Annotated in this window: 21 protein-coding genes; 7 read left to right on the forward strand and 14 right to left on the reverse strand. The window is 56.9% G+C overall.

Going from position 1 to position 17,898, the window contains the following annotated elements; all coding sequences use genetic code 11:
- Positions 1-700, reverse strand: a 700-nt coding sequence (locus B2590_RS07155; protein WP_286809982.1) for a serine dehydratase beta chain, incomplete at its 3' end; no start/stop codon positions are given.
- Between the two features lie 329 nt (positions 701-1,029).
- Here B2590_RS07155 and B2590_RS07160 point away from each other — a divergent pair.
- Positions 1,030-2,142: a GlxA family transcriptional regulator gene (locus tag B2590_RS07160; protein ID WP_036204452.1), complete on the forward strand. Its 1,113-nt coding sequence runs from the start codon at positions 1,030-1,032 to the stop codon at positions 2,140-2,142.
- On the opposite strand, the gene B2590_RS07165 is transcribed toward B2590_RS07160, so the two are convergent.
- The 3 genes from B2590_RS07165 to B2590_RS07175 all read right to left on the reverse strand — a co-directional run bounded on the left by B2590_RS07165 (position 2,134) and on the right by B2590_RS07175 (position 6,214).
- Positions 2,134-3,870 carry a formate--tetrahydrofolate ligase gene (locus B2590_RS07165; RefSeq protein WP_286809981.1) on the reverse strand — a complete coding sequence of 579 codons (1,737 nt, stop codon included), beginning with the start codon at positions 3,868-3,870 and terminating at the stop codon, positions 2,134-2,136. The two genes, B2590_RS07160 and B2590_RS07165, sit on opposite strands and share 9 nt — an antisense overlap.
- The gene (locus B2590_RS07170; RefSeq protein WP_286809980.1) at positions 3,851-4,780 is read right to left on the reverse strand and encodes a methylenetetrahydrofolate reductase; all 930 of its coding nucleotides are present in this window, start codon (positions 4,778-4,780) and stop codon (positions 3,851-3,853) included. Before B2590_RS07170 ends, B2590_RS07165 begins: the two co-directional genes overlap by 20 nt.
- Before the next feature lie 72 nt (positions 4,781-4,852).
- Positions 4,853-6,214 (reverse strand): glycine cleavage T C-terminal barrel domain-containing protein, encoded by a 1,362-nt coding sequence (locus B2590_RS07175; protein WP_036204446.1) that lies wholly within the window; start codon positions 6,212-6,214, stop codon positions 4,853-4,855.
- A gap of 217 nt (positions 6,215-6,431) precedes the next feature.
- Here B2590_RS07175 and B2590_RS07180 point away from each other — a divergent pair, with 217 nt between their 5' ends.
- Positions 6,432-6,833, forward strand: a complete 402-nt coding sequence (locus B2590_RS07180) for a DUF2721 domain-containing protein (RefSeq protein ID WP_036205745.1) — start codon at positions 6,432-6,434, stop codon at positions 6,831-6,833.
- Between the two features lie 11 nt (positions 6,834-6,844).
- Here the strand turns inward: B2590_RS07180 and B2590_RS07185 are convergent, their stop codons facing one another.
- Genes B2590_RS07185 through B2590_RS07215 form a run of 7 tightly spaced genes read right to left on the reverse strand, consistent with a single transcriptional unit; the run spans position 6,845 to position 10,841 of the window.
- Positions 6,845-8,188: a diguanylate cyclase domain-containing protein gene (locus B2590_RS07185; protein WP_286809979.1), complete on the reverse strand. Its 1,344-nt coding sequence runs from the start codon at positions 8,186-8,188 to the stop codon at positions 6,845-6,847.
- A gap of 3 nt (positions 8,189-8,191) precedes the next feature.
- Positions 8,192-8,470, reverse strand: coding sequence for a hypothetical protein (locus tag B2590_RS07190; RefSeq protein WP_091641693.1), 279 nt, complete (start codon positions 8,468-8,470; stop codon positions 8,192-8,194).
- Between the two features lie 11 nt (positions 8,471-8,481).
- Complete coding sequence (locus B2590_RS07195) at positions 8,482-8,910, reverse strand: PaaI family thioesterase (RefSeq protein WP_036204440.1); 429 nt, start codon at positions 8,908-8,910, stop codon at positions 8,482-8,484.
- 35 nt (positions 8,911-8,945) lie between these two features.
- Entirely contained in the window at positions 8,946-9,341 is a 396-nt protein-coding gene (locus B2590_RS07200; protein ID WP_036204438.1) for an acyl-CoA thioesterase, read from the reverse strand.
- A 20-nt stretch (positions 9,342-9,361) separates the two neighbouring features.
- The gene (gene thpR, locus B2590_RS07205) at positions 9,362-9,934 is read right to left on the reverse strand and encodes an RNA 2',3'-cyclic phosphodiesterase (RefSeq protein WP_286809978.1); all 573 of its coding nucleotides are present in this window, start codon (positions 9,932-9,934) and stop codon (positions 9,362-9,364) included.
- Entirely contained in the window at positions 9,927-10,511 is a 585-nt protein-coding gene (locus B2590_RS07210; RefSeq protein WP_177190601.1) for a CPBP family intramembrane glutamic endopeptidase, read from the reverse strand. Before B2590_RS07210 ends, thpR begins: the two co-directional genes overlap by 8 nt.
- Before the next feature lie 6 nt (positions 10,512-10,517).
- Positions 10,518-10,841: an antibiotic biosynthesis monooxygenase family protein gene (locus B2590_RS07215; RefSeq protein ID WP_036204434.1), complete on the reverse strand. Its 324-nt coding sequence runs from the start codon at positions 10,839-10,841 to the stop codon at positions 10,518-10,520.
- A gap of 312 nt (positions 10,842-11,153) precedes the next feature.
- On the opposite strand from B2590_RS07215, the gene B2590_RS07220 reads away from it, so the two are divergent.
- Positions 11,154-11,360, forward strand: coding sequence for a cold-shock protein (locus B2590_RS07220; protein WP_007151952.1), 207 nt, complete (start codon positions 11,154-11,156; stop codon positions 11,358-11,360).
- A gap of 73 nt (positions 11,361-11,433) precedes the next feature.
- Here the strand turns inward: B2590_RS07220 and B2590_RS07225 are convergent, their stop codons facing one another.
- Both B2590_RS07225 and B2590_RS07230 read right to left on the reverse strand, forming a co-directional pair.
- Positions 11,434-12,105, reverse strand: coding sequence for an SDR family oxidoreductase (locus tag B2590_RS07225; RefSeq protein WP_036204424.1), 672 nt, complete (start codon positions 12,103-12,105; stop codon positions 11,434-11,436).
- Between the two features lie 56 nt (positions 12,106-12,161).
- Positions 12,162-12,965 carry a helix-turn-helix domain-containing protein gene (locus tag B2590_RS07230; protein WP_199448930.1) on the reverse strand — a complete coding sequence of 268 codons (804 nt, stop codon included), beginning with the start codon at positions 12,963-12,965 and terminating at the stop codon, positions 12,162-12,164.
- 109 nt (positions 12,966-13,074) lie between these two features.
- Between B2590_RS07230 and B2590_RS07235 the strand changes: the two genes are divergently transcribed.
- Together B2590_RS07235 and B2590_RS07240 are read left to right on the forward strand one after the other, a co-directional pair.
- Positions 13,075-13,416, forward strand: coding sequence for a hypothetical protein (locus tag B2590_RS07235; protein WP_199448929.1), 342 nt, complete (start codon positions 13,075-13,077; stop codon positions 13,414-13,416).
- A 105-nt stretch (positions 13,417-13,521) separates the two neighbouring features.
- Positions 13,522-14,538: a 2-dehydropantoate 2-reductase gene (locus tag B2590_RS07240; protein WP_286809977.1), complete on the forward strand. Its 1,017-nt coding sequence runs from the start codon at positions 13,522-13,524 to the stop codon at positions 14,536-14,538.
- A gap of 50 nt (positions 14,539-14,588) precedes the next feature.
- Here the strand turns inward: B2590_RS07240 and B2590_RS07245 are convergent, their stop codons facing one another.
- Positions 14,589-15,668, reverse strand: a complete 1,080-nt coding sequence (locus B2590_RS07245) for an alpha/beta hydrolase (RefSeq protein WP_286809976.1) — start codon at positions 15,666-15,668, stop codon at positions 14,589-14,591.
- A 215-nt stretch (positions 15,669-15,883) separates the two neighbouring features.
- Between B2590_RS07245 and B2590_RS07250 the strand changes: the two genes are divergently transcribed.
- Positions 15,884-16,711 (forward strand): zinc-dependent peptidase, encoded by an 828-nt coding sequence (locus B2590_RS07250; RefSeq protein ID WP_199448926.1) that lies wholly within the window; start codon positions 15,884-15,886, stop codon positions 16,709-16,711.
- Complete coding sequence (locus B2590_RS07255; protein ID WP_286809975.1) at positions 16,695-17,861, forward strand: AI-2E family transporter; 1,167 nt, start codon at positions 16,695-16,697, stop codon at positions 17,859-17,861. Before B2590_RS07250 ends, B2590_RS07255 begins: the two co-directional genes overlap by 17 nt.
- Positions 17,862-17,898 lie beyond the last annotated feature (37 nt).

Here is a 17,898-nt window from a genome sequence, read left to right on the forward strand (position 1 = left end):
ACACCAGATTTGACGATAGCTCGTTTTGCACACACTCACGCATCACCCGCCAGAGCTCGAGAATGCCCGTTCGAATGTCATCGGCCGTACGCCAGGCCTGCTCATTGGCCAACATTATGTCGGCGATGGTGAGCTCGTGTTCCTGGCAAAGGGCCAACAGGGTTTTCCCGCTGTTGAAGGGATAAGGCAAGGGCGTGTCGTCTGCGCGGATTTCCAGGCTGCCATCGGCGTTCGCCGCCACCACAAAACCACCGCCGACCGAGTAATAGGTATGCTCACACAGGCACTGCCCGTGCTCGTCAAATGCCTGACAGACCATGCCGTTGGGGTGTTCTGGCAGGGATTTCCGTCGGTAATACACGATATCGGTACTCTCGCGGAAACGAATCTGATGTTGACCAGCGAGGCTGAGTGTTCCTGTGCTTCGAATACGCTCAAGCCGCCCCGGCATTTGCTCCGGATCAATCCGGGCCGGTTGCTCGCCTTCCAGCCCCATCATCACAGCCGGTCCAGTACCATGCCCCTTGCCGGTAGCACCTAAAGAGCCATACAGGGATACCTTCAGTCGATGCACGGAAGCCAGCAGACATTCATCGTCCAGGCCACCTGCAAACCGGCGCGCGGCCTCCATGGGCCCGACGGTATGGGAACTGGACGGGCCAATGCCTGCCTTGAACAGCTCAAACAGACTGACAGCCACTTTTCAGCCTCCTACCTTGGGGTGTGCTTCAAGGATAGCGCCTTCAACGATCCGCCGCCTGCTTGCTGACGACATTCGAACGATGGTTTACGACAGCTCTGATCAACCAGAATAGTGGCATAAACGTCGCTTCTGGATCATTCCGCAAACTCCCGTGTCGGTTGTGGACCATTCGCTACCGGGCCGCCAGCATAGAATGAGATCACATTGGAACTGATCACTTATTGCACTATCAAAAGGCAACAACTAGTGTTCAGGTTGAGGTAATACAATTGGTGTGACAGCCAGACATTGCCGCGACAGGCCCAGGCGGGGCAAGGGGGTTTACCATGACCGCTGACACAGGCTCACACACAGACAGGCCCGCCCAAGAGCCCTATCGGGTCGGCTTCCTGCTGATCGATAATTTCACCCTGATTGCCCTCGCCACGGCCGTTGAGCCACTGCGCATGGCCAACCAATTGGCCGGTACTGAACTCTATTCCTGGAAGCTGCTTACCGCCGAAGGCGAACCTGCCCGTGCCAGCGATGGCATTACCATGCTGCCCGACGGGTCGATCCAGGAAGAGCACCGGTTTGACCTGGTGATCGTGGTGGCCGGTATTGATGTTACCCGGAGTTTTTCCCGCAAAGAGGTCGTCTGGTTGAAGCAGATGGCGCGTCGCCACGTCCTCCTTGGGGCGGTCTGCACTGGCCCCTATGTCCTGGCCAGCGCAGGCCTTCTCGACGGTCATGCCTGTAGCGCCCATTGGGAATGCCTGGAGGCCATGCAGGAGGGTTTCCCACGGGTACAGACCAACAACCGCCTGTTCACCGTCGAGCGGGAACGCATGACCTGTACCGGTGGTACCGTCCCCATGCACATGATGCTCAGCTTTCTGGCAAGGCGTCACGGCCAGGAGCTCAGTAATGCAATATCCCACATGTTTGTGTGCGACCGGGTGCGCGAGGAAAGTGAACAGCAACCGATGCCCATGCACCCGCGACTGGCGTGCGCCCAACCCAAACTGGCGGAGGCGGCCCAGTTGATGGAGGCCAATATCGAAGAGCCCATCGAACTGAAGGAGCTGGCAACACTGGCCGGCATTTCGCGGCGGCAACTGGAACGGTTGTTCCTCAAGCACACGGGCTGCACGCCTTCGCGCTATTACCTGCGGGTGCGCCTTAACCGGGCACGCCGATTGCTCAAGCAGACATCCTGCTCGATTGTGGAAATCGCCTCCATGTGTGGGTTCGTGTCCGCCACCCACTTCAGCCGATGCTATCGCAAGACCATGGGGCGAGCGCCCAAACACGAGCGAATGGAAATTTATTCCCAGGGCTCTTCCAGCGCGGTTTTTACCGATTCCATGGCCAGCCTGCCGTCTTCCTCTCTGCAGGCATTGAGGCGCGCCCGGTCTGAGCCGACCTATGGCATTTTCGAGAACACCGGGTCAGGTTAACCCCACCACCAGGCCGTTTTCATCCAGAGCAATGTCCAGTGCCGCGGGATGGCGTGGCAAACCGGGCATGGTCATGATGTCACCACACACCGCCACCACAAAGCCGGCGCCGGCCGCCAGGCGCACTTCCCTTACCGGAAGCATATGGCCGGACGGCGCTCCCTTCACCGACGAGTCCGCCGAAAAGCTGTACTGAGTCTTGGCAATACATACTGGCAGGTGGCCAAACCCCAGGCTTTCGTATTCCTCCAGCTGCCGCTTCGCCACCGTGGTGAATTCCACGCTACCGGCGTGGTAAATGCGCGTGGCGATGGTGCGGATTTTATCCGCCAGCGGCAGGCCGTCTTCATAGAGAAAGTTCACCTCAGGTGTGCCTTCGTCCATCTGATCAAGCACCGCCTGGGCCAGTTCGGTGGCACCCTCACCACCCATAGCCCAGTGGTCGGCAGGCACAGCACGCACACCCAGCGACTCACTGATGGACTGCACCAGCGACATTTCCTCCTCGGTATCGTCTGGGAAACGGTTGATGCACACCACTGGCGTCAGTCCGAACTGCTGCAGATTACGAACGTGTCGCTCCAGGTTGGCGGCACCGGCCCTCAAAGCAGCAAGGTCGGGAACGGAGAGCTGGCTGCGAGGGACCCCACCCTGCATCTTGAGTGCTCTAATGGTACAGACAACCACGGCGGCGTCTGGCCGCAAGCCTGTTTGCCGGCACTTGATATCTATGAACTTTTCCGCCCCCAGGTCGGCGCCAAATCCCGCCTCGGTGACGACCACATCGTTCAGTGCCAGAGCCGCACGGGTGGCGGTCACGGAGTTGCATCCATGGGCGATATTGGCAAACGGCCCACCGTGGATAAACACCGGGTTGTGCTCCAAACTCTGGACCAGATTAGGCTGCAGCGCTTCTTTCAGAAGCACGGTTAACGACCCTTCCACACCCAGGTCACGAACGGTCACCGGAGTCATATCAGAGCGCCTGCCGATAATGATATTGCCCAGCCGCTGCTTGAGGTCCGCCCGACCGTCCGCCAGGCACAGGATCGCCATGATCTCAGACGACACCGTAATATCGAACCCGGTTTCCCGGGGCACGCCGTGGGCCGCACCACCAAGCCCACACACCAGGTTGCGCAGGGAACGGTCGGTCAGGTCCATCACTCTCCGCCAGCTCACATAGCGAGAGTCCAGGCCCGTCTCATTACCCCAGTGGATGTGGTTGTCGATCAATGACGCCAGCAGATTGTGGGCCGTGGTGATGGCGTGGAAGTCACCATTGAAATGCAGATTGATGTCTTCCATCGGAATCACCTGCGCGCGGCCGCCGCCGGCTGCGCCTCCTTTCATGCCGAAACAGGGGCCCAGGGAGGGCTCCCGCAGGCACACGGACGAACGCACGCCCAGGCGATTGAAACCGTCGTTCAATCCCACACTGGTGGTGGTCTTGCCCTCCCCCGCTGGCGTGGGCGTTATGGCGGTCACCAGTACCAGCTTGCCCCGGGGCGCACTATCAGAGGTATCCACATAGGCCATATCCAGTTTGGCCTTGTAGTGGCCGAACGGCACCAGGCTCTCCCCTGGCAGACCGAAACGCTGCTGGGCCAGCAGCAGAATAGACTGAGGCTGGACCGAGCGAGCGATCTCAATGTCAGGAGTGCCCGGCGGCGGAAAGTCAGCTTCCGGTGGTGTTGCGGGTGTCAGCTTACTGTACTGAAGACTCATGGAACTGACCTCTCTGGTCCTCAATGGACCCACTGTGTTCTTGAATCCATTGCGCCGATTGGCGCAGGCCACCGAATGGGAAAAGATGAATGCCCCGTAGCAAAGTATCCGGGTTGTCCAGGCAATACTGGACAAGCGCGCGCACCATTCCGTCCGGCGACCACGCACGCAACAGTTTGGCGCTGCCAGGGCGTCGCAGCATCAGGCGGGCCGATGCTCCCACTCCGCATTGAGCCGCATAGGCAATGAGCGTTTTCACCCGTGTCGGGCCGGCCATGCCAATGTATACCGGCACCTCTTCCAGGATGCTGCCGAGGCTTTGCAGCCAGTCGATGACCACGTTGGCGTCAAAGGTGAACTGGGTGACCACCCAGAGCCGCGTGGACGTCGTGCGCGCGTATTCGCGTTTGATACCAAGGGCCTGGATGAGTGTTGCCCGGTCCGCCATGGGATGCCCGTCCGGATGGGCTGCCACACCGATACCATGGAATTGGAACTGGGCCAGCAAGCCAGATTCCAGAACGGCCAGGGTATCTGGAAAAGGGCCGGCGATCGCATCGCTGTCGCCGGCAATCAGCAGTAAACGGTCAACGCCGCTTTCATTCAGTTGCGAGAGCCAGTCCCGAAGTTGCCCGCGGCTCTCGGCCATACGTGCGGGTACGTGAGGAATCGGCTGCATGCCAACGCTCAGCAGATGTCGGCATGCCCGCAGGGTATCGCTGAACTGGCCTTTTGGCAGAAAAGGCACGTAGACACAGGTGCCCCGCGGCAGCAAATTCGGCAAATGCTCCTGTGCCAGTATCTGGCGGGGTGTTGCCTCAATGGACGCCCAACGTACCAGGGCCTGCATCCGTGCGGTGGCTTCCGCATCATGGGCACTGAACGGCTGTTTATCACTCACCAGTTTCATGAATCACGCACCCCATTGCTACCTATCTGCATCGGGCAGGCGACGGCCACCGCCGTCTGCCCCACTGCATTGCTAGTCCGCGAAGTCGATTCCCTTCGCCCGTGCCCTCTCGCGGGCGTTGGGGTTCACCGAAGGCCGGAACGGAACTTCCACCACTTCCGCCTCGACAGCCGTTGAGCCATCCGTAGCGGCGTATTCCACCGGCAGGTGGACCGTCAGGCGGGTGCCAACAGCACGCAGGTCAAACGGCACATAGGCCAAGCCAATATTGGTTTCCAGCTCGGGCGAATACCAGGGCGAGGTAACATAGCCCTCTGGCTCGCCGCCTTCTGGTCCGCTGACCAGCCAGAAGTCGTTGGCATAGTCGGTTACCTGGCCACCGCCAAAACGGATACCCACCATGATGTGGCTGAAAGGCGGTCGGCCAGCGTCCAGTTGCTCGCGGACTTTCTCGAGCTTCTGCTTACCGATGTAATCCGCGTCCTTGTTGCGAGGCACCTGATACGCCAGGTTGCACTGGAATGGCAGGGTTTCCTGATCCACATCCTGGCCCCAGGAAAGGATACCGGCAGCAATTCGGCGGTGATGCGCCGGCGCAATCACTCTCAGATTGTGGGCCTCACCGGCGGCAAGCACGGTGTACCAGAGGTCTTCGGCGTATTTGGTGGCTTCCTTGAGGTAAATCTCGTAACCCTTCTCACCGGTAAAACCGGTTTGGGAGATAATCACGTCATGACCGGCCACCTGGCCCTCCATCAAGCCATAGTACGGAATCTCCTTCACGCGCTCACCGAACAGGTCAGCCATGAGCGCCTCAGATTTGGGACCCTGGATCTGCACCGGTGCTACATCGATTTCCGCGATGGTGACGTTGAAGCCCATCCCGATGTTGACGCCCCGCAACCAGAATTCCAGGTCGCTATCGGAAAGGGAGAACCAGAACTCGTCCTCGGCAACACGAAGCAGAACCGGGTCATTGAGAATGCCGCCCTCTTCATTGCACAAGATGACGTACTTGCCACGCATAGGTTTTATCTTGGTGGCATCTCGAGTAATCACATAGTTCACGAAGCGTTCCGCGTCCGGCCCCTTTACCTGAATCTGGCGCTCTACGGCGACATTCCACATGGTGACGTCATGTATCAGCGACTCGTATTCCACCATGGCGCCGCCATCTTCCGGACGGACATAGCCCCGGGGGTGATACATACGGTTGTAAACGGTCGCCCGCCAGCATCCAGCTTCGTACGCCAGGTGCCAGTATGGCGACTTGCGTACACGGGTGGAGATCAACATCTCCACCGGCGTGGGGCCGGACTGGCGCAGGTTAATGGGAACCCGACGGTCGGACTGGTCAACACTGTCAGGCTGGCGGGCGGCGCCCGCCCGTTGCTGCGGATAATCCAGAAGTGCTTGCTCAAATTTAACGGCCATTGCTATCTCCCCCTACCGGGTTGTCGATAGCTCTAATGTGACCCTGTTTTCAGTTATCAGGTTGAACCAATACGACACTGGCACAACCAAAAACGTCAACACCACCGTGATGAATCCTGGAAGCCGCGCCAAAGTGCCAAGCATGAGATGGGGCTACAGCAACCGACAAAGCCTGCTATATTGGTCAAACCTGTCCGTGCAGATCAAGGAGTCGACGTTGACACTGACCACCCCCGCCCTTCTGTTTCCCGCCATTTCACTGTTGCTGCTGGCCTACACCAATCGCTTTCTTGTTCTAGCGCAATTGATACGCCAGCTTAAGCAAATGGATACGGAAGAAGACCATGCCCTTATCGCCCGCCAGATCAGCATGCTGCGCAAACGCATTTTGCTGACTAAACGGATGCAGGCTTACGGTGTACTCAGCTTTTTTGTCTGCACCATGTCCATGTTTGTTCTGTTTGTGGGAGCTCAGCTTGCAGGGGCCATCGCGTTCGGCATCAGCCTGATATTACTGTCGGTCTCATTGTTGTATTCGCTGTACGAAATCGTGATTTCGACCAACGCCATCAACGTTGAGCTTGAAAACTTCGAAGCCAGGAAACGAGCCGGGGAGTAACACGCAAACGTTCAGGAAACCGGATCCGGTCTTCCTTTTTTCATCCGGTACATGGCGCTGTCTGCGTAGCGAATCAGTGCTTCATGGTTGTCCCCGTGTTCGGGATAGACAGCCACACCAATACTTGGAATCAATGTCAGGGATGCCATCGGCAACTCGTAGGGTTCACTGAGAGTTGCCCGCAATTTTTCAGCAACACTGTCCGCGTCACTTGGCTGTTCAATTCCATCAAGCAGCACGATGAACTCATCGCCACCCAGCCGACCAACCGTATCTGCGGCCCGAACCCCCTGCACCAATCGGCGAGCCATTTCCTGCAAGACCTGATCTCCGACGGCGTGTCCGTAGGTATCGTTGACCTGCTTGAAGTCATCCAGATCGAGGTACAGTATCGCCAGAAAGCCGACTTCCCTGGCTGCACGCGCAAGCGCTGTCTGAATCCGGTCCAGGACCAGGCTACGGTTCGGCAATTCCGTCAGCTGGTCGTACCTGGCCATATGCTCCAATTGCGCTTGCATTTGCTTACGCTCCACCGCGGCGGCAACCTGTATGCCGACAAACTCCAACAGCTCTCTGTCTTCGTCCGTGTAACACGCACTCTTTGATTGCCTTTGTACGGCAATCGCGCCGAACACACCCTGGGATGATTTCAGCGGCACACCCAGCCAGTGGTGACGTACCTCAACGTGCGAGGTATCGATCGCCTGAGGCGAGAAAGCCACGCTGCTTCCGGGCGTCAGCAACAGAGCCCTGGCGGAACGGATGACCTGTTCACAGAGAGAACCGATATCCTGAGAGAAACCGGGGGTTCCCGTCTCATGACGGTCGGCATTATAGGGAAAGTACAACTCACCGCCCTGCGTATCCACGAGCGCCACCATAAAAGCAGGCGCTGACATCAGGCCTTCCACAACCTGGTGAATTCGCCGGAACATGGCAGGCAGGCTATCCGAACTGTTCGCTGCGTCCGATATGGCATACATGGCGGCCTGCATAGCCTCGGCCCGCTTGCGCTGGGTCACGTCACGGGCGACCGCCACGCGGATCTGTTCCTTTTCAGACCAACGGGCAGACCACATGATATGGGCTGTTGAGCCATCCTTGCGGATGTAACGGTTCTCAAAGTGCGGCTTCAGCTCTCCCCGCAGGATTTCTTTGACAGCCTGACGCGTTTTCTCAAGGTCCTCCGGATGAACAAAATCCAGGATTCGCCGTCCAATCATTTCCTCCGGCAGATAACCAAATACCCGCTCACTGGCTGCGCTGACGTAGCGAACGTAGCCATCGCGATCTACAACGCAGAGTGCGTCCAGCAGCAGGTCGATAAAGCTTTCCGGCGGAATGGTGGGGCCCATGGCCTATCGGGCGCCCCAGATCCGGGCTACAGCACTATCGCTGCCTAGCAGTCCTACCACGAAACAGACCAGACTGATCACGAAAAACAGCACAATAGGTAACAAAGCGCTGAAGGTTTCCGCGAAGATTGAAAAGAAAAGCGACACCCCGGACAGAACCAGGAACAGAAAACCGACCACCAGCAGTATTTTACGATGCGACTGACGATAACCCTCGGCGCTTCCACCTTTCTCGAAAAAACAGAGAATGGGCCAGAACAGCTTTCGAAAAATGTCTTTCACTGCACGCCACCTCACCTGTTTTTGGGGCTGACAATGGCCAGTGTCACCGTTGCCTTGGAGACAAGCCTCATGTTGCCGGCCTTGCCACAGTACACCTCAGACTCTACCACGGTTAACGTGGAGCCTGCCTTGAGCACAGTGGCGACACACTCGATATGTGTCCCGCTGGCTGACCGCAGCAGCTTCAGCGAGAAATCCGATGTCAGGACCATCTGCCCGGATTTAACAGCGGAGGCACCGGCAGCACCGGCCGTATGATCCGCCACCGTAGCCTGCACCCCGAAGTGCACGAAACCGTCCTGCTGCAGATGCCGTTCCGCCAGTACCAGACGGGAGCGACATTCACCGGTTTTGATAGACACCAGTTCCAGACCAATATCTGCAACAAACGGTGCCGATGAAAAAATCCGTTCCACTTCGTTATTGTTAAGCGTGTCCACGTTGTCTCCGGAACTGTGGTTGGCAATCCAGCGGTTTATGCCTCAAAAGTATGCACTGCAAGCTCGCTACGAACCGCTTCAGGGATGGGGACCGACTTTTGAGTCTCGTAGTCGAAATGAATCAGCACGGTAACGCCACGCGCAACCAAAACACCATTTTGCCAAGCTTCCTGGATTACCTCGAAGGAAGAGTTGCCGACTTTGCCAATGCCGGACCGCACCTTAACAGGCGTGGCCCAGTAACACTGGGCTTTGAGATCAATTTCCATGCGGGCGAGAATCAGTGGCCAGCCTTTCGGCTCCAGGGAAGGATGGAATATACGGAACACCGGTGTTCTCGCCTGCTCAAACCAGACCGGGTAAACCGTGTTATTGATATGGCCAAGTGCGTCGGTGTCGCTGAATCTTGGTTCGGTTTCGTAGTGGAACATTTGACTCCCCTTACATCGTGTTAGCGGCAAAGTCTCTCGGGATTTCCGGCGAGGGGAAACCGTTCAATGATCTGATAGACAGACCCATGAGCCCCCTGTGTGCTTTCAAACAACGCGATCCCGCCCACCGAAAAGGTCCCTATAGGTTGTCGTTCCTGAGACTCAAGCAATTCGGCGACTGACCCTCGCTGCCTCTTGAAACGAGCCAACGTGATATGTGGGCAGAACGGGCGTTTTTCCTGCTCAAACCCAGGCATGCACAGACTCTGGTTAAGCACCTCGTGCAGCTCAGCCAGTTTATCCGCTGGCTGAACTCCGGCCCACAGATTTTCTGGAAAGTCCGGTCGGCCGAAACAGCCCAGGCCGCAAACCGTGAGATCAAATTGTCCAACTGGCAGGTTTCGGGCGGCATCACATACATCTGGCAACCGCTGTCTGGCCACACTACCGAGAAATACCAGCGTAAGATGCAGCTGATCCGGTCGCTGCCAGCGCGCCCCTGCAACCGGTTGCTGAATTGACACCAGACGCTGCTTCACCGAATCGGGGATTTCCAACCCGAAGAACAGACGATGTGTTTCTGGTTTATCCAACCCGCACCCCAAACCATTCCGGAAACCGACGCAGACAGTACAGCGCAATCATGTCGTAAACACCATGCCAGACCATTACCAGCAGCAGGCTGTCCGTCAGTGCATACGCTACTCCCAACACCACTCCCAACCCGGTCGCCAATAGAAAGTAGGTGAACGAAAGATAATGCACCATGCCAAACAGCACCGACGCAGCGACTATCGCAACCGCATCGTGGGTGTGTTGGGCCAGCCAACCCTGGATCGCCCCGCGGAACAGCAATTCTTCACCGACTCCTGCGAAGACTGCCAAGGCTACCAGCACCGACCAGGAATACTCGCAGGCGAAACGATGCAACTGCTCCAGTTGGGATTCCAGAGAGTCACGAAGCCGGCCCGGAAGCCAGGTCAGCATCATGATCACGACGTACGTTGCCACACTGCCGGCCACTCCCCATAGAACGACCGAGCCAAAGCTCAAACCATCGTACTGAACCGGTATACCGAACAGAAAAATCGCCAGCAGCCCCACCACACCAATGCCGGCCTGGAATCCCAATGCGGCCGTGGATGGGATCTGCGGGCGTTTTCGAGCCATGGCCACTCATCTACCTCGCTTGCCAGGCGGCATAACTACCCACTCAGGGTCCTCGAATTCGCCAAGCGGCGTAATTTCGCAAAATGGCGCGGCGCTGCGGATGATTCGGGCCACTTCCGGGTTATGCTGCCCTTCCATGGCATCCCGCTGCTCTTTGCTGTCCCAACTGGCGATGGCAATCAGCACATTCGGGTCACCAATTTTCCGGTGCAACTCTGTTCCGCGCGCCCCCGGCGCCTGCTGGATGATCTCGCTGGCACGAACCCAGGCATCGGCGTATTCCTCTGCCGTGTGCCCTTCTCGTATGCGAACCTCGAAGATGTATTTCATGAGTTCACCCTCGTTCCAAACGGCAATTTCCCAAATAACGGGCCTCTGACTCTCAGAGTAATTGTTTTGATTTTGGATCGCATCGGTAAATGCCTACAAATAAACTTGGCAATTCCGGGGACATAGGAGTAAAGTTCGTTTCGTAGGAAAGATTTAGCACAGCATTTCACGAATAAGACGCATCTCTGTTGTTTTGGTAGTTGTCCGTCCTGTTTTTGATTCCGCGCGTTTTTTGTTTCCGCACAACGCTGATCAGTCATCGTTCAAGATGGTCTGGCGGCACATTAAATTATCGATTTCAGGATTATGATTATGTCGACTACTACCGGTACTGTTAAGTTTTTCAACGAAGCAAAAGGCTTTGGTTTCATCACTCGTGAAAGCGGCCCTGACGTATTCGTTCACTACAGCGCTATTCAAGGCGGCGGATTCAAGACCCTGGCAGAAGGCCAGCAGGTTGAGTTCACCGTAACTGACGGCCAGAAAGGCCCTCAGGCAGAGAACGTTGTTGCTGTTTAAATAACAGTCAGCACGTTTGAAAAAGGCAGCTTCGGCTGCCTTTTTTCGTTTTGGTTTCCCCCTGGGTAAATCCTTACCAGGGCAGCTCCTCACCATTGCTGTGCCAGAAGGAGCCCGTGTTTTCCAGGTTCAGGCCCTCGATTCTCGCCGCCAAGCCCTTTGCTGACTCCTCGGGCGTAATCAGTCCGCCGAAATTCACCATACGGGTTTGCACATAACCGGGATGGAGCTGGGCCACCGCAATGCCCTTTGGTTTAAGGTCCATCGCCAGGGACTTGCCAAAGGCGTTCAGCGCCGCCTTGGACGCACGGTAGCCATAGCGGCCTCCGGAGTCGTTGTCCGCGATAGAGCCCATCCGGCTGGTGATGTTGGCAATCTTACCGCCGTACGGTATCTGGGACACCAGCGCTTCCGCCACCCTCAATGGCGCGTAAGCGTTGATTTCCATCTGGGTACGAATGGAATCGAAATCAATGCTGCCCAGTTTTTCATCCTGCAGCAGGCCGGCATTATTGATCAGCAGGTCGATCGACTGGCCCTTCACGCCGTCAATCAATGACTGAAGTCCACTTGCCGTGGTGACGTCAACAGATTCAATGACACGAGTCGCCACCTCCTTGAGCTCGGGTGACGCTTCCCGACATACGCCAATCACGTCACAGCCTTCACCTGCAAAGTGACGGGCCAACTCAAGCCCGATGCCGCGATTGGCCCCGGTAATCACAACGGTTCTTTGTTCAGGCATGACAGCCTCCTGTTATTGGGGTAAAGGTCCGTTATACGGACTCACCACTGCAGTGTTCAACCCTCAAATTGAGAGAAAAATCGCCGGGCACTGTCGTTGGCGGGAAAGATCATCTCGACCCGTAGCTCCGAGAGAAACACATCGTTCACGGGCCCGAAGTGCGCAATCATTGTGGTGGTTTCCAGGATGTCCCCTCCCATGTTCAGGCGCGTATGGATCGACGGGCTCGCCGGCATCAATTCCGGCCTGGGGGTCTTCCGCAACAGATCCTGGACTTCCTGGATAAGTGCCTGCATGCGCTCGTCCCCCTGGTAGCGGGAAGCGTCATTGACCAAGTATTCATAGGCCGCCCAGGCCACCTCGTCCCAGTTTACGACCAGTTCTTTCCATTTCGTTGAGGACAGATACTCGCGGTAGAGATTGGCAGGCGGGTCTACTTTGAACTCAGGAAACATCAGAAACGCCGTCGCGTTGCCATCCACCACATCGCCCCAGCGATTGAGTACCAAGGCGGGATATGGCTGATGACTGGTGATCAGCTCATGAATGGCCTTGCGGTAGACCGCCAGTTCCTTGCTGTCATAGTCTTCCTCGAAATAGGCCGCTGGCAACCCGGCAGCCATCAACATTTCATTGCGCTCACGCAAGGGAACCTCAAGGGTTCCAGCGAGCTTCAGTATCAGGTCTCGCTTCGGGCGGGAACGGCCGGTTTCAATAAAAGAAAGATGGCGGGGTGATATGTCCGCCTCCAGCGCCAGGTCCAACTGACTCATGCCCCGATGACGTCGCCAATACCGCAGCTTGTGGCCAAACGCGCTGTGTTCGCCACCCCGGGAAATCGATGTTTCGCTGACAGTCATGTTGCCTGGCCTTTACCTAATCGGGAAGTGCGCCGGTATAACTACAGGCGCATGATCTTTGTCGAAAGCATACTCAATTTTTACACCCCGTACACGGAGGCACACTGTCATGATACTGACTCGCATCGTCCCACTGGTTTTCGTACTTTTCATCAGTTTCACTCTGTGGGTGCTGGCCACCTCGGATAAAGACTTCTGGCAATGGGCCATCAGCCTGTTCGCCGAAAAGGAATCCCTGCAGGTCGTCCTCGATCTAGGCATCGCCCTGCTGTTGCTGATGTACTTTCTGTACCGCGATCATGTTGCCCAGGGCGGGCATTTCAGGAGCTTTGCACCCTTCCTGGTCGCCACGCCGCTCCTTGGCGTGATTGCGCCACTCGCCTATCTGACACTGCGGGCCTTCCAGCCAAAACGGCTGGTTGCCATGCCTCGGAACCCGAACAACATCTGACACGGAACCACTGAACAAGGCTCCGCCAACGTCTTGCCGGAGCCCCGACAGTTGACTCTCGCGGGCAGCCCTTTCACTATTCGGGAAAACAATAAGGCAAAGCCCGTGACGCAGAGTTCTTTCAAGGTCGTTATATTTGGCGCTGGCAGTATCGGCTGTTACCTCGGAGGCAGGCTGCTTTCTTCCGGTGTGAACGTGGTCATGGTGGGCCGAAAGACCATGCAGGAGCGCCTTCGAACCTCCCCACTGACGGTCACTGACTATGAAGGGTTTCGCTTCCACAGCCAACTGGCCGAGCACCAGTATGTGACCTCTGCCGAGGCGGCGGGCAACGCCGATCTCGTGCTGGTAACGGTCAAATCCGCCGCCACCTCCGAGGCCGGCAAACAGCTCGCGCCCTGGGTGAGCGAGGGCATACCGGTGGTCAGCCTGCAAAACGGAATCTCCAACGCAGAGCACCTCCAGGCCGCTATGCCCAACGCCAACGTATTGGCCGGGATGGTTCCATTCAACGTGCTGCAACAGGAGCCGGGGCATTTCCATCAAGGCACTCAGGGCCACCTGATGGCCGACCGGCACCCGTCACTGCAACCGGCCCTGCCCTGGTTTGAGCATGCCGGGCTCCCCCTGGAACTGCGGCGCGATATCGAATCGGTGATGTGGTCCAAGCTGTTACTCAATCTGAATAACCCGGTCAACGCCCTTTCTGGCGTTCCGCTGCTGGAAGAGCTCTCGCAAAGGGACTATCGCCGCTGCCTGGCAATGGCTCAGAGAGAGACGCTAGAGCTCCTTAAATCGGCAGGCATACCCACGGTAAAACTCACAGGCCTGCCTACCAAACTGATTCCTTCCGTGATGTCACTACCAGATTGGCTGTTTACCCGACTAGCCAAACGGATGCTCACCATCGATCCTGTTGCACGTTCCTCCATGTGGGAAGATCTTCAGGCCGGGCGCCCAACGGAAGTTGACTGGATCAATGGCGAAGTCGTGAAACTGGCCGAAAAGCTGGGCACGGACGCACCGGTCAACCGCAAACTCGTGCAATTAATGCGTGAGCGCGAAAAGACGCCGCGGGTCTGGAGCGCCAGAGAGCTGCTGTCGGCACTTGTGATCAAATAGTCAGGCCGCTGCCATAAAGATACGTCCTGTAAGGATTCACCCCCCGAGATCTATAGTCGGTGAACATTCCGTGAGGGATCGTAGCGTGTCGGTTTCTCGGCTACCTGACCATTCAGCGCGACCCGAAAGAACTCCAGCACCTTTTTGTTGTTCAACGGCTTATCCTCGAAATAGGCATGCGAATCCCCGACATAGGGCTGATCGGTAACGTCGATATAGGTCGCCACCCTGGAATCCAGCCGGCGCAGGTAATGGCCAAGCCGGGCTTTTTGCTGTTCGCCCATTTTCAGGCGTGAGGCCTTTAGTGCTCCGTCGTTTTCGTTGATGGTGATATAGAGACGATTGCGGTAGGGAATTCGGTCCACCCACTCGGCGTGGTTTTCATTATTGGTGTCCGCGGCCACCATCACAACGTTATCGAACAGCAGCCGATCTCCGCTGTACACCGAACTCCCCAGCAAATGCTTGTAAAGATAGTTCCCCATGCTGTGCAACATCAGATTCACAGTGAACGGGCAGTGCTTCTCGACTTCCTTCGCAAAGTAGCGGTCCCACGCGGCGGCGTTGTCTGCAAACCGGGCTTCCGCACGCGCCTCCAGATCCATCACGTACTGCGCATGAAAGTCGCTCACCAGGGCTTCCAGCTTCTCCAGCACGCGATTGAATGCCCCTACCGAGGCGAGGGCGTCCCGCTTGTCGCTCTTGTAGCTGAGCACGCCGTGCAACCCTCCACCATTGGCGGGCCAACTGAACACAATGACTTCAACGCCGAAGTTCTGCTCCAGCCTTTCGGCACGATCAAGCACATCAGTCATATCGTTGTTGTAACCATGAACAAACAACAGCAGGTTTCTTCCGTTCGGGCGCGCACCAGCGCCGTGGCCGGATCTCTCGATCAGTTTGCGGGCCACGTAGGCGCTCGCCGGGTAGGTATTGTCGGGATTAAGATCGACACTCTTCGCCATTTGCGGTGTGATCTGGTCAGGCAGGATATCAATATGCCAGCGGTTTCGCCGGCGGGATGCCTCCGCCAGCCGCAACTCGTTGGGGCCTTCAATGGGTTTACTGCCGAAGGCCTCGCTCTCTGTGTGTTTGCTTTCATCGACGGTTCTATTGGTTACGATATACATGGAGCAGATTCCTTTATGCTTCCATGCCACGGAACGACCTGGTGGCCACTACTGATAGGAAGTAACGAAAAGTTCCCTGACGGCCGCCCTACAACCCCCTATGATGAACGGCATCAGAATTCAATCGCACAGTGGGAATGTTGCTACCCAACACCTAATTAATTAGCAAACTGAACTAAAATGTCAAATCACCACACGGCCCCGGAATCTTGCCCATGCTGATCTACACTCTCTGCGCGATGTCCGTGATTGCCGCCTCGGTTTTCTATCTGTTTTTCTACCGCAACTGGCGTCGCGAGAGACAGCTTCAAACTCCCTTTCCGGAGAACTGGCGCGCGACGCTCGAGTCCCAGGTGCCCCTATTCCCCGGGTTGCCGGCCAAGCTGAAACGACAACTGGAACAGCATGTACAGTTGTTCCTGGCGGAGAAATCCTTTTACGGCTGCGATGGGTTCGAGGTGGACGACACCGTACGCCTGACCATCGCGGGACATGCCTGCCTGCTCATTATGAACCGCAGCTATTCCGACTTCGACGACATCCGCAGTATCCTGGTCTATCCGGATGCCTATCGTGTCAGGGATATTGAGCATGATGGCCTGGTGGTGAGCGAGAGTAACGAGATTCGCGCGGGCGAAGCCTCAAGTTATGGACAGGTGGTTCTGGCCTGGACACAGTGCGAGGAAGGTGCCGTCAACCCTGATGGGCACCACAACGTCATTCTTCACGAATTCGCCCACCAGCTGGACTACCTGGACGGCACTGCGGACGGCGCTCCGCCACTCAGTGGCGAACAGGCAAGACATTGGCAGGAAACGATGACTCGGGCCTATGAACACTTGAGGCAATCGCTTCAACATCACCAGAAGCCCTGGCTGGACCCATACGGCGCCACCGAACCCGCCGAGTTTTTTGCAGTGCTGACGGAAGCCTTTTACCAACAACCGGAGCACCTGAAAGCGGAACAGCCGGAAGTCTACGAAGCGCTGCAACGGTTTTACCGATTAGACACGGAGGCAATATCCCATGGAGAACGGCGATAAGACAAAGCGTGAGGAGTCGGGAGCAGACAACAACTCCCAGAACAGTCAGGCGCTGATTGACGCCATCAACATGCGCAGCATGTCGCTTATCACACTCACAAGTATTGCAACCCTTTATTTTATCGACTGGGCCCAGGCGGTTCTTTTGCCACTGGTGGTGGCCGTGTTAATCAGCTACGCCCTTGAACCCCTTGTTGCCACAATCAATCGGTTGAAAGTACCCCGCCCCCTGGCGGCGGCTGTGGTGCTGATTCTGCTTATCGGTATCATTGCCGGAGCCAGTATTCCCCTGAAGCAGGAAGCCATGGCTATGCTGGACAAGATACCGGTGGCCATCGAACAGTTTCAGCAGAATGAGGCCAGCCGCCCCAAGGATGGGGAAAGCATGATGGAAAAAGCGCAATCCGCCGCAAAGAAAATTGAAGCCACCGCCAGCCCCGATCAGGGCAACGAAGACGTCTCCCGATCGGGTGCAACGCCCGTGCGCGTGGTGGACGAACCCCTCGAGATCAAAGACTACGTGCTTCAGGGTTCCCCGGCAGCGCTGGTGCTGATTTCCCAGTGCTTCTCGGCGTTGTTGCTGGTGTATTTCATGCTCGCCATTGGATCACTGTACAGACGCAAGATCGTCAAAATATCCGGGCCATCCTTCGCACGAATGCGTAAAGCCGCCCGAATCATGAACGAGTTCCATCGCAGCGTACGGCAGTTCCTGTTTGTGATGTTTGTAGGTGCCGTATTTGTGGGCGTGCTGACCTGGCTGGCGTTTTTGGCATTGGGCGTTGAACAGGCCGGCTTTTGGGGTGTTTTGGCAGGCGTCGCCAGTGCCGTGCCGTACCTGGGTCCGTTCCTGGTGCTTATGGGCACAGGTGTGGCCGCCTTTATCCAGTTTGGCGAATTGGAGATGTCGATCATTGTTGCCGGCACGTCGCTGGCCATCACCAGCGTTCAGGGCTATCTGCTGACGCCCTGGCTTACCAGCCATATCTCCAGCCTCAACGCGGTTGCCATCTTTATCGGCCTGCTGTTCTGGGGCTGGCTCTGGGGACCCGTAGGCCTCGTGGTTGCCACTCCAATCCTGATGATCGTCAAGTCATTGTGCGACCATGTCGTTAATTTACGCCCAGTCGGTGAGCTTCTTGGTAAATAGAGCAAAGCGGTGCTTCCACCCGAGCCGCAACTTTCGG

It is taken from the genome of Marinobacter sp. UBA3604, from assembly GCF_002375325.1.
Lineage (GTDB): Bacteria > Pseudomonadota > Gammaproteobacteria > Pseudomonadales > Oleiphilaceae > Marinobacter > Marinobacter salarius.

Bases quoted from the DNA above. Each gene is read 5' to 3' on its own strand.
- B2590_RS07160 (WP_036204452.1), top strand. From the start codon at position 1,030: ATGACCGCTGACACAGGCTCACACACAGACAGGCCCGCCCAAGAGCCC.
- B2590_RS07165 (WP_286809981.1), bottom strand. From the start codon at position 3,870: ATGAGTCTTCAGTACAGTAAGCTGACACCCGCAACACCACCGGAAGCT.
- B2590_RS07170 (WP_286809980.1), bottom strand. From the start codon at position 4,780: ATGAAACTGGTGAGTGATAAACAGCCGTTCAGTGCCCATGATGCGGAA.
- B2590_RS07175 (WP_036204446.1), bottom strand. From the start codon at position 6,214: ATGGCCGTTAAATTTGAGCAAGCACTTCTGGATTATCCGCAGCAACGG.
- B2590_RS07185 (WP_286809979.1), bottom strand. From the start codon at position 8,188: ATGGGCCCCACCATTCCGCCGGAAAGCTTTATCGACCTGCTGCTGGAC.
- B2590_RS07200 (WP_036204438.1), bottom strand. From the start codon at position 9,341: ATGTTCCACTACGAAACCGAACCAAGATTCAGCGACACCGACGCACTT.
- B2590_RS07210 (WP_177190601.1), bottom strand. From the start codon at position 10,511: ATGGCTCGAAAACGCCCGCAGATCCCATCCACGGCCGCATTGGGATTC.
- B2590_RS07215 (WP_036204434.1), bottom strand. From the start codon at position 10,841: ATGAAATACATCTTCGAGGTTCGCATACGAGAAGGGCACACGGCAGAG.
- B2590_RS07220 (WP_007151952.1), top strand. From the start codon at position 11,154: ATGTCGACTACTACCGGTACTGTTAAGTTTTTCAACGAAGCAAAAGGC.
- B2590_RS07225 (WP_036204424.1), bottom strand. From the start codon at position 12,105: ATGCCTGAACAAAGAACCGTTGTGATTACCGGGGCCAATCGCGGCATC.
- B2590_RS07230 (WP_199448930.1), bottom strand. From the start codon at position 12,965: ATGACTGTCAGCGAAACATCGATTTCCCGGGGTGGCGAACACAGCGCG.
- B2590_RS07235 (WP_199448929.1), top strand. From the start codon at position 13,075: ATGATACTGACTCGCATCGTCCCACTGGTTTTCGTACTTTTCATCAGT.
- B2590_RS07245 (WP_286809976.1), bottom strand. From the start codon at position 15,668: ATGTATATCGTAACCAATAGAACCGTCGATGAAAGCAAACACACAGAG.
- B2590_RS07250 (WP_199448926.1), top strand. From the start codon at position 15,884: ATGCTGATCTACACTCTCTGCGCGATGTCCGTGATTGCCGCCTCGGTT.
- B2590_RS07255 (WP_286809975.1), top strand. From the start codon at position 16,695: ATGGAGAACGGCGATAAGACAAAGCGTGAGGAGTCGGGAGCAGACAAC.